The organism is Bifidobacterium amazonense, from assembly GCF_018555435.2.
Lineage (GTDB): Bacteria > Actinomycetota > Actinomycetes > Actinomycetales > Bifidobacteriaceae > Bifidobacterium > Bifidobacterium amazonense.
In genome coordinates this window covers 1-8795 of sequence record NZ_JAFEJT020000090.1, presented here as the reverse complement: position 1 = coordinate 8795, position 8795 = coordinate 1, and the positions used below count along the sequence as shown (strand labels likewise).

The 8795-nt window shown below is 65.3% G+C and carries 10 protein-coding genes; 2 read left to right on the top strand and 8 right to left on the bottom strand.

Features of this window, described 5'->3' with window-relative positions; genetic code table 11:
* The 5 genes from JS533_RS12950 to JS533_RS12930 form a co-directional block, all read right to left on the bottom strand.
* Positions 1–255: DUF3027 domain-containing protein (locus JS533_RS12950; RefSeq protein ID WP_241515155.1), on the bottom strand; the 255-nt coding region annotated here is incomplete at its 3' end.
* Between the two features lie 2 nt (positions 256–257).
* On the bottom strand, positions 258–647 hold the full coding sequence (locus tag JS533_RS12945; RefSeq protein WP_241515153.1) for a cold-shock protein: 390 nt from the start codon (positions 645–647) through the stop codon (positions 258–260).
* Between the two features lie 99 nt (positions 648–746).
* On the bottom strand, positions 747–2663 hold the full coding sequence (locus JS533_RS12940; RefSeq protein ID WP_420838667.1) for a HAMP domain-containing sensor histidine kinase: 1917 nt from the start codon (positions 2661–2663) through the stop codon (positions 747–749).
* Complete coding sequence (locus JS533_RS12935) at positions 2660–3403, bottom strand: response regulator transcription factor (RefSeq protein WP_241515151.1); 744 nt, start codon at positions 3401–3403, stop codon at positions 2660–2662. The genes JS533_RS12940 and JS533_RS12935 overlap by 4 nt, the downstream gene beginning before the upstream one ends.
* Before the next feature lie 115 nt (positions 3404–3518).
* The gene (locus JS533_RS12930) at positions 3519–4199 is read right to left on the bottom strand and encodes a TPM domain-containing protein (RefSeq protein WP_241515149.1); all 681 of its coding nucleotides are present in this window, start codon (positions 4197–4199) and stop codon (positions 3519–3521) included.
* A gap of 229 nt (positions 4200–4428) precedes the next feature.
* Between JS533_RS12930 and JS533_RS12925 the strand changes: the two genes are divergently transcribed.
* Positions 4429–4716: a WXG100 family type VII secretion target gene (locus JS533_RS12925; protein WP_033492967.1), complete on the top strand. Its 288-nt coding sequence runs from the start codon at positions 4429–4431 to the stop codon at positions 4714–4716.
* Between the two features lie 113 nt (positions 4717–4829).
* Here JS533_RS12925 and groL read toward each other — a convergent pair whose 3' ends face one another.
* The 3 genes from groL to JS533_RS12910 all read right to left on the bottom strand — a co-directional run bounded on the left by groL (position 4830) and on the right by JS533_RS12910 (position 7879).
* Positions 4830–6446: a chaperonin GroEL gene (groL, locus tag JS533_RS12920; protein ID WP_241515147.1), complete on the bottom strand. Its 1617-nt coding sequence runs from the start codon at positions 6444–6446 to the stop codon at positions 4830–4832.
* Between the two features lie 250 nt (positions 6447–6696).
* On the bottom strand, positions 6697–6900 hold the full coding sequence (locus JS533_RS12915; protein ID WP_033492971.1) for a cold-shock protein: 204 nt from the start codon (positions 6898–6900) through the stop codon (positions 6697–6699).
* A 211-nt stretch (positions 6901–7111) separates the two neighbouring features.
* On the bottom strand, positions 7112–7879 hold the full coding sequence (locus JS533_RS12910) for a LytR C-terminal domain-containing protein (protein ID WP_241515145.1): 768 nt from the start codon (positions 7877–7879) through the stop codon (positions 7112–7114).
* Between the two features lie 190 nt (positions 7880–8069).
* Between JS533_RS12910 and JS533_RS12905 the strand changes: the two genes are divergently transcribed.
* On the top strand, positions 8070–8774 hold the full coding sequence (locus tag JS533_RS12905) for a uracil-DNA glycosylase (protein WP_241515144.1): 705 nt from the start codon (positions 8070–8072) through the stop codon (positions 8772–8774).
* Positions 8775–8795 lie beyond the last annotated feature (21 nt).

Here is an 8795-nt window from a genome sequence, read left to right as displayed (position 1 = left end):
GCGCAGGGCATCCTCCGTGGGCACCAGCGTGGACTCGTTGACCGTCCAGCGTTCCGCCTCCTCGTCATGGAACAGCGTGACCGTCCACTGCCAGCCTTCATAGCCCTTAAGCTGGCATACGAAGCGGAAGTCGGTCACATGGTCGCCCAGATCGACGGACGAGACGAACGGGCCGACCAGAGCGGCCTCGCCCTCCGCGGCCTCGATGGCGACGTCCCGTGCCAGCTGGACCGGGTCGATTGTCGTTTCGGGCATCATCATTCCTGTACGTCGAAGTTGTCGGCGACCGCGCGCAGCAGCGTGGCCAGCTTCTTGCTTTCCTGCTGCGACGGATAGCGGTGGCGGCGCAGCGTGGTGCCGGCCGAATCCAGCAGCTTGATGAGGTCCTCGACGATGGCGGCCATGTCGTCCGGCTTGGGACGCGTGGCCTTGACCATCGACGGCAGGGCCTCGACCAAGGTCACGCCCATCGCCTGAGGCCCCTTACGGCCGTCGACGACGGAGAACTCGACCTTGGCCCCCTTGCGCAGCGTGGTGACGCCGGCAGGCAGCGCGGCGGAGGGCAGGAACACGTCCTTGCCCTCGTCGTTCGTGATGAAGCCGTATCCCTTGTTCGCATCAAACCAACGCACTCGTCCACTGGGCATCTTGTCTCACACCTCTGTCTTTGCCTCGGTATCGGCGGGCCCCTTGCCCGCCGTCACAATCAGATCAAAGACTCAGTGTACCTCAAACCCTGCTCAGTCTCACCGGTTCTTCCTGTCGGACTTGGCGGATTTGCGCTCGGAGGAACGGGTCCAGCCGGTCTTGCCGGAGGCGGCCGCGTTGGCCGCGTCCTTCGCGACCGGCGCCGGCATGGTGGGCTCGACGGGGGCCACCGGCAGCACGACGGTCAGGGTCAGGCCACCGCCCTCGCTTCCCGTGGCGCAGATGAAGCCGCGGTGCGCCTTGACGACGGACTGGGCGATCGCCATGCCGAGGCCGGTGCCGCCCTTGAGGCGGGCGCGTGACGGATCGGCGGTGTAGAACCGTTCGAAGATCTGCGCGCGGGACGCCTCCGGCACGCCCGGACCATGGTCGGAGAAACGCACGATCGCATAGTTCATGCCGACCTGCATGTTCTGGCCGACCTCGATGGCCTCGATGAGATGATGCATCGACGTGGCCGTGGCGGGCATGCGCGAGAGCGATTCGGGACTGATCGATGCGGGCAGCACGCTCATCGACACCTCGACCGGCGAATCGGCCGGCGTGTAACGGTGGATGTTGCCGACGATGTTGGTGACGACCTGACGCAGACGCGAGCCGTCGCCGGTGAGAGTGACCTGCGGCATGTCGCCCTCGACGAACGCGAAGTCCGTCCCGTTGCCGTCCTCGCCGCGGCGCAGCTCGAGATGGCCCTCACGGATGCCGCGTTCGGGGTCGAGCGCGTGCAGGTCATCAGTCGCGTCGGAGACGATCGAGGTCAACGGCACCTGCTGGGTCAGATCGATGCCGCGGCCCTCGTCGAGTCGGGCGAGCGAGAGCAGGTCCTCGACGAGCACGGTCATGCGTGCGCTGGACGCCTCGATGTGCTCGATCGATTCGTCGGCGCGTTCGAGCGCGCCCGGGAATTCGCGCTGCATCTTGTACAGTTCGGCGTAGCCGTGGATGGCCGCCAGCGGCGTGCGCAGCTCATGGCTGGCGTCGGAGACGAACCGCTTCATCTTGTCGGTGGTCTCCTGCTGCTCATGGAAGCTCTGTTCGATGCGTGTGAGCATGGCGTTCAACGAGGCCGCGAGCGAGCCTACCTCGGTGTTCTCCGGGGCGGAGGGCACGCGCTGGCTCAGGTCGCCGGCGGCGATCTTCGCGGCCGTCTTCTCGATGCGCTTGAGCGGGGCGAGCGTGGCCTGTACGACAAGCATGCCGATCACGCCGCCGAGCAGCACGACGGCGATGCCGACCATCGCGCTGTAGCGCGTGATGGTGTCCGCGGTATCGTATTGGTCGCTCAGCGACAGGCCGATGTAGATGGTGCCGCGCGTGTACTGCTGCTGGTTGGTGTCGAGGTCGACCCAGCGCAACGCGACGACGCGCCACGGCAGACCGGCCTTCTGGATCGTGTCGCGGCTCACGTGCTCGTTGGCCGGGTTCATGCCGTCGAACGAAACCTTGGCGGCGGTGGTGAAGGGCTGGCCGAGCGAGACGGAGTTGTCGTCCGTCGGCAGGACAGGCTTGGAGACCACGCCGCCCCTCAGATTCGGCACGACGGCGTCGCTGACGGTGTTGTCCTTGTAGTCGCGCATCTGCACGTAGTAGCTGGTCATGCTCAACGAGGTCTCCGACTTGCTCATTTCGCTGAGCAGCTCGGTGTTTCTGGCGACGAGCTGGCTTTGGTTGATCAGCTGGGAGTCGGTTTTCTCGAGCAGGTAGTTGCTGACCAGCTGCCGGATGGCGAACGAGAGCGAGAACGATCCGATGGTCAGCAGCACGATGATGCACGCCACGAGTTTGGTGGCCAGCGGAATCGCGTCGATGTGACGGCCGATGTGACGTTTGAACCATGATGGACGCATCATGGCGTGCGCCGACGCCGTTGCCGCGCCGGGCTGCGGCGTCACCGGTCCGGCCGCGCCTGCGGGCGCTCCTCCGTCCGGCGTGTTGTTCGCGCCGCTCATGCTCATGCGCCCGGAGCGGTCTTGGGTTCGCGGATCATGTAGCCGATGCCGCGTTTGGTCTCGATGAGCGGGGTCACCTTGCGCGTCTCGCCGTTGGCATCGGTGTAGGTGATGCCGTCCACCTTCTTGCGCAGGTACGAGATGTAGGATTCGACGATGGCCGCGTCGCCGCCCCAGTCGTACTGCCAGACGTGGTCGAGGATCTGCGCCTTGGAGAGCACGCGGCCCTCGTTGTCCATCAGGTAGCGCAGCAGCTTGTATTCGGTCGGGCTCAGGTCGATCGGCTGGCCGGCGCGGGAGACGTCGTGCGAATCCTCGTTGATCTCGAGGTCGCCGACGCGGATGATCGGGTCGTCCTCGATCTGCTCGCGGGTACGGCGCAGGATCGCGCGGATGCGGGCGACGACCTCCTCGAGGCTGAACGGCTTGGTGACGTAGTCGTCGCCGCCGACGGTCAGGCCCATGACCTTGTCCTGCGTGTCGTCGCGGGCGGTGAGGAACAGCACCGGCGCGCCGATGCCCTCCTGGCGGATGCGGCGGGTGACGGTGAATCCGTCGATGTCCGGCAGCATCACGTCGAGCACGATCAGATCGGGCTGGGTCTTCTCTATCACTTCGATGGCCTCGGAGCCGGACGCGGCGGTGGCGACTTCGAAACCGGCGAAATGCAGGGACGCTACGAGCAGTTCGCGGATGGAGGGTTCATCATCCACAACAACAATCGATGCTTCAATGGGCTTATTCATGCCTTCCAGCATGTCGCGCCCATCTGGAGGTTTCCTGAATGTCCGCTGATTCTTGTCCAATGGCCGGGTCGGCGGCGGCGCCTCTCCTCCGAGGATGGACTCCGCCGCGGGCACGTCACCGCTTCCACATGCCCGCCTTGCGCCTCATGCGGATCTCCTTGCGGGTGAGCGGGCCGTTCTCATCGAACTCCTCGCCGGCGTCCTCGGCGGCCTTCCGTTTCGCGGCGATCTGGCGCATCACCTTGCGCTTCATGCGGCGGCGGATGACTATCGTCGCGACGATGACGGCGACGAGCACCGCCAGCACGACGGCGAACACGACCACGCCGACGACCACCGACGAACCGGACGTGGAGGTCTTGCTGATCGTGACGATCTCATCCATCATGGCCGTGGCGGCGCCGGCCCAATCCGGCGTGTCCTTGAGCAGCTGGTCGCCGGCGGCCTTGGACAGTTCGTCGACCGTGGACTGCCGTCGCAGCCATTCGTCCGAATTCGACGAGACCGCCACCACGAGATTGCCGTCGTCGGAGGCGACGGCCAGCATCACCGTGTTCCTGGCGGGGTTCATGCCTTTGAGCGCGCCCTTGGCCCACGTATCCGCATCCACTTTGACGCCGAAGGTCCGCAGATACATGAGCTTGACGCTCACGCCGGTCTCCTGCTTGGTCTGCGCGATCGCGTCGGTGACCGTACTCAGGTCGGAGCCGAGCAGGTTCTGCGTATCGGTGATGTCGTCGGTGAACGCACCGTTTTGGTCGGATGAGCCGGAGCCGGAATCCGTGCCGTCAGCCAACGCCGATGGAGAAATTGTGAATGATCCGAGGCACACCACCAGGGCGAGCAGCACCGCAAGCATTGCGATCATTGGCGACACGCCGTGCCGCGACCATTCGACCACAGGGGTCGTTTTTCCGTATGCGTTGTCGCGATTTGTCATATCGTCCACCTTAGCGACCGGTTGCGCCAAGCGACCGGGCGCTGTGACAACCGACACACAACCCGTTCTTGGAAAGGAGAACGCCATGCCCCAGTACCAAGTGGATTCCGAACAGATCCAGTCCTCGTCCGCGGCCGTCAACGCCTCCGTCGCCTCGATCCGTCAGGCGGTGAACGGCATGTACGCCAATCTCAACAACCTGCAGAGCGTCTGGCGGGGCGGCGCGGCCACCCAGTTCGCCAGCGTGGCCGAGCAGTGGCGCGCGGCCCAGCAGCAGATGGAGGCCTCGCTGGAATCCATCCAGCAGGCGCTCGCCTCGGCCTCCGCGCTGTATGCCGACACCGAGGCGCAGGCCATGCGTCTGTTCTCGTGAAACGGCATGCCGAAACGGAAACGAAGCAAAAAGAGGGAGGCCTCCCGCATCAAGCGGGAAGCCTCCCTCGTACACTTGGCTATTCAGCCGATGGCTGGAGCTGACCGGGCCGATCAGTAGCCCATGTCGGCGCCGGCGGCCGGAGCGGCCGGCTTCGGCTCCGGCTTGTTGGCGACCACGGCTTCGGTGGTCAGGAACAGGCCGGCGATGGAAGCGGCGTTCTGCAGCGCGGAGCGGGTGACCTTGACCGGGTCGGTGACGCCGGCGGCCAGCAGATCCTCATAGGTGTTGGTCGCGGCGTTCAGGCCCTCGCCATCAGGCAGCGAGCGGACCTTGTCGATGACCACGTCACCGGACAGGCCGGCGTTCTCGGCGATCTGCTTGATCGGGGCCTCGATGGCGCGGAACACGATCGCGGCGCCGGTGGCCTCGTCGCCTTCGAGCTTGACGTCCTTCTCGGCCTTGGCGGCAGCCTGGACAAGGGCCACGCCACCACCCGGCAGCAGGCCTTCCTCGATGGCGGCCTTGGCGTTGCGCACGGCGTCCTCGATGCGGTGCTTGCGCTCCTTGGCCTCGACCTCGGTGGCGGCGCCGACCTTGATGACGGCAACGCCGCCGGCCAGCTTGGCGAGACGCTCCTGCAGCTTCTCGCGGTCGTAGTCGGAATCGGACTTCTCGATCTCGGCGCGGATCTGGGCCACGCGGGCGTCGATGTCCTCCTTGGAGCCGGCACCCTGCACGATGGTGGTCTCATCCTTGGAGACGATGACCTTCTTGGCGTGGCCGAGCACGGACAGGTCGACGGAGTCGAGCTTGAGGCCCAGCTCGTCGGAAACGACCTGAGCGCCGGTGAGGATGGCCATATCCTGCAGCATGGCCTTGCGACGGTCGCCGAAGCCCGGGGCCTTGACGGCGCAGGACTTGAAGGTGCCGCGGATGTTGTTGAGGATCAGGGTCGGCAGCGCCTCGCCGTCGACGTCCTCGGCGATGATCAGCAGTGGCTTGCCGGTCTTCATGACCAGCTCGGCGATGTGGACGACGTCCTGCTGGCTGGAGACCTTGCCGGAGGTGAGGAGGATGTACGGATCCTCGAGCACCGCGGTCTGGTCCTCGGCGTTGGTGACGAAGTACGGGGCGATGTAGCCCTTGTCGAAGCGCATGCCCTCGGTGAACTCGAGGTCAAGGCCGAAGCGGTTGTTGTCCTCGACGGTCACGACGCCGTCCTGGCCGACCTTGTCGAGGGCCTCGGCGATCTTCTCGCCGACTTCCGGATCCGCAGCGGAGATGGTCGCGGTCGCGGCGATCTGGTCCTTGGTCTCCACATCCTTGGCGGCGGCGATGAGCTCCTTGACGATGGTCTCGGAGGCCTTCTCGATGCCGCGGCGCAGCGCGATCGGGTTGGAACCGGCGGCCACGTTCTTCAGACCTTCGTGAACCAGGGCCTGGGCGAGCACGGTCGCGGTGGTGGTGCCGTCGCCGGCGACGTCATCGGTCTTCTTGGCGACTTCCTTGACCAGCTCGGCGCCGATGCGCTCGTACGGATCCTCGAGATCGATCTCCTTGGCGATGGACACGCCGTCGTTGGTGATGGTCGGGGCGCCGTAGGTCTTGTCGAGCACGACGTTGCGGCCCTTCGGGCCCAGCGTGACCTTGACGGTGTCGGCGAGCTTGTCGAGGCCCGCGAGCATTCCCTGGCGAGCTTCCTCGTCGTACGAAATGATCTTTGCCATGGTTGTTGTCCTCCAAATGGCTTCACGGTACTTGTTCTCACTGCGGAGGGCGGCGCGGCGACCGGCCGTCAGCTGCCGGTTATCACTCTCGCCTTCCGAGTGCTAATTGGGAGATTAGCACTCTCGGTGCCCGAGTGCCAACCGGGGTCCGGAGATTGCGCTGATGGCAAACGGCGGCGGAACGAAAAAGCCCCCGGACGCCGGTGCGTCCGGGGGCTAGCTACGGGATTGGATCCGAATCCGGCGATCCCTACAGCTTGATCACCTTCGTGGCCTGCATGCCCTTGGGCCCGTGCTCAGCCTCATATTCGACCTTCTCCCCTTCTTCCAGCGTTTTGAACCCATCACCCTGAATCACAGAATAATGGACGAATACGTCGTCACCACCGTCATCCGGGTTGATGAAACCATATCCTTTACCAGCGCTGAAGAACTTCACGGTTCCGTGTGCCATAACCATTCTTTCCTAGGGAATCCGAACATCGCGGATAAATGGAAGAACACACACAGCACTACCTCGCGCTCCCCCTACCTCGCGACTCTACCCATTGTAACGGTTGACGGGACTAACTTTGCCCACCGACCGGAAAAACACCGAAATTCCAACGGTTTTTTCTATTGACTCGCGTCAATTCGGGGGCGTCGCCGAGGCCGGATCGGCACGATCAGTTGCGCAGCACGACGACGACCGGCACATCGATGCCCGTGGCCTGCTGCACGTCCGAGATGCCCAGCTGCGAGGCCACGTCCTGGGCCGTGGCGAGATCCGTCTCGTTCTGATACCAGACGACCGTGGACGACGGCAGGTTGTCGGTGGTCGGGTTCGCGGCCGTGACGCTGGTGTAGCCGGCCGAGGTGAGCACGCCGGCCTTCTCGGCCGCATAGCCGTTGATGCCGGCGGCGTTGACCACACGCACGGAAGTCGCCTTGTTGACGGTCTGCGTGCCCTGGTCGGAGGAATCGGAGCTCTGACCGGACGAATTCTGGTCGGACGAGTTCTGATCCGAGGAGCCCTGGTCCGATGAATCGGATGAATCGGAGCTCTGGCCGGACGAATTGCTGCCGGACGAGGACGACGAGCCGCTCGCGGACTGGTCGTCCTGGCTGGACGAACCGGTGCCGTCGGACGACGAGCCGGACGACGTCGAGCCGGACGCATCGGACGAACCGGAGCCAGACTGTCCGCCGGCCGTGGTCGAAGACGTCGTCGAGGAGTTCGGGAACGCGCCTGAAACGAACTTGGAGAACTCGCCGGTCATCACGCCCCATGCGAGCGCGCCGGCGAGCGCGGCGACGATGAGGACGATCAGATACGGCAGCGTGCGTGCACCGACGGACCGTGCGCCACGATGCACGCCCACCGGGCCGACCGGAGGAGTGTCGAATGAATCACGCGCGTACGATTCATAGGTTTCCTTGTCCTGCTTCGCCATATCAGCCCTTCCGTCACAAAACTACCCACGAGTCTAACCGCCACCTTGCCCCAAGCACAACACGCCCGCGCCTCGTGCACCGGATATGCACACTCCGCAGGCGCCCCGAAACCGCCCGAGGGGCCAGCAGAACGTCTTCTCCGGCGTTCTGCTGGCCCCTCGGGGAGGCGGTGCGCCTACAGTGAACGGCATGGAAGCATCACACGTCAAACCATTGTCCGAACTCGTCGAGGCCGGCTGGGCCGAGGCGCTGGCCCCGGTGGAGCCGCAGGTGCACCGCATGGGCGATTTCCTGCGCTCCGAACTGGCCGCGGGACGCCGCTATCTGCCGGCGAGCCACAACATCCTTCGCGCGTTCACGATCCCCTTCGATTCGATCAAGGTGCTCATCGTCGGACAGGACCCCTATCCGACGCCGGGGCATCCGGTGGGGCTGAGCTTCTGCGTGGCGCCCGACGTGCGCCCGCTGCCGAAAAGCCTGATCAACATCTACAAGGAGCTGGTCGACGATCTCGGCGTGCCGATGCCGTCCAACGGCGATCTGACGCCGTGGACGGAACGTGGCGTGATGCTGCTCAACAGGTGCCTGACGGTGGGCGTGGGCCGTCCGAACAGCCATCAGGGCAAGGGATGGGAGCAGGTCACCGACGCGGCGATCCGCGCCCTCAACGCCCGCGTGGACGCCGGCGGCAGGCCCAAGCCGCTGGTGGCCATCCTGTGGGGGCGCAACGCGCAGAGTCTCGAGCCGCTGCTGACGAACGCCTACATCATCAAATCGCCGCATCCGAGCCCCCTGTCCGCCTCGCGAGGCTTCTTCGGCTCGAAGCCGTTCTCGCGGGCGAACGCGGCCCTGACCGCCATGGGGGCCGAGCCCGTGGACTGGCGGCTGGACTAGGCGTTCGGGCCGGGGACGGGG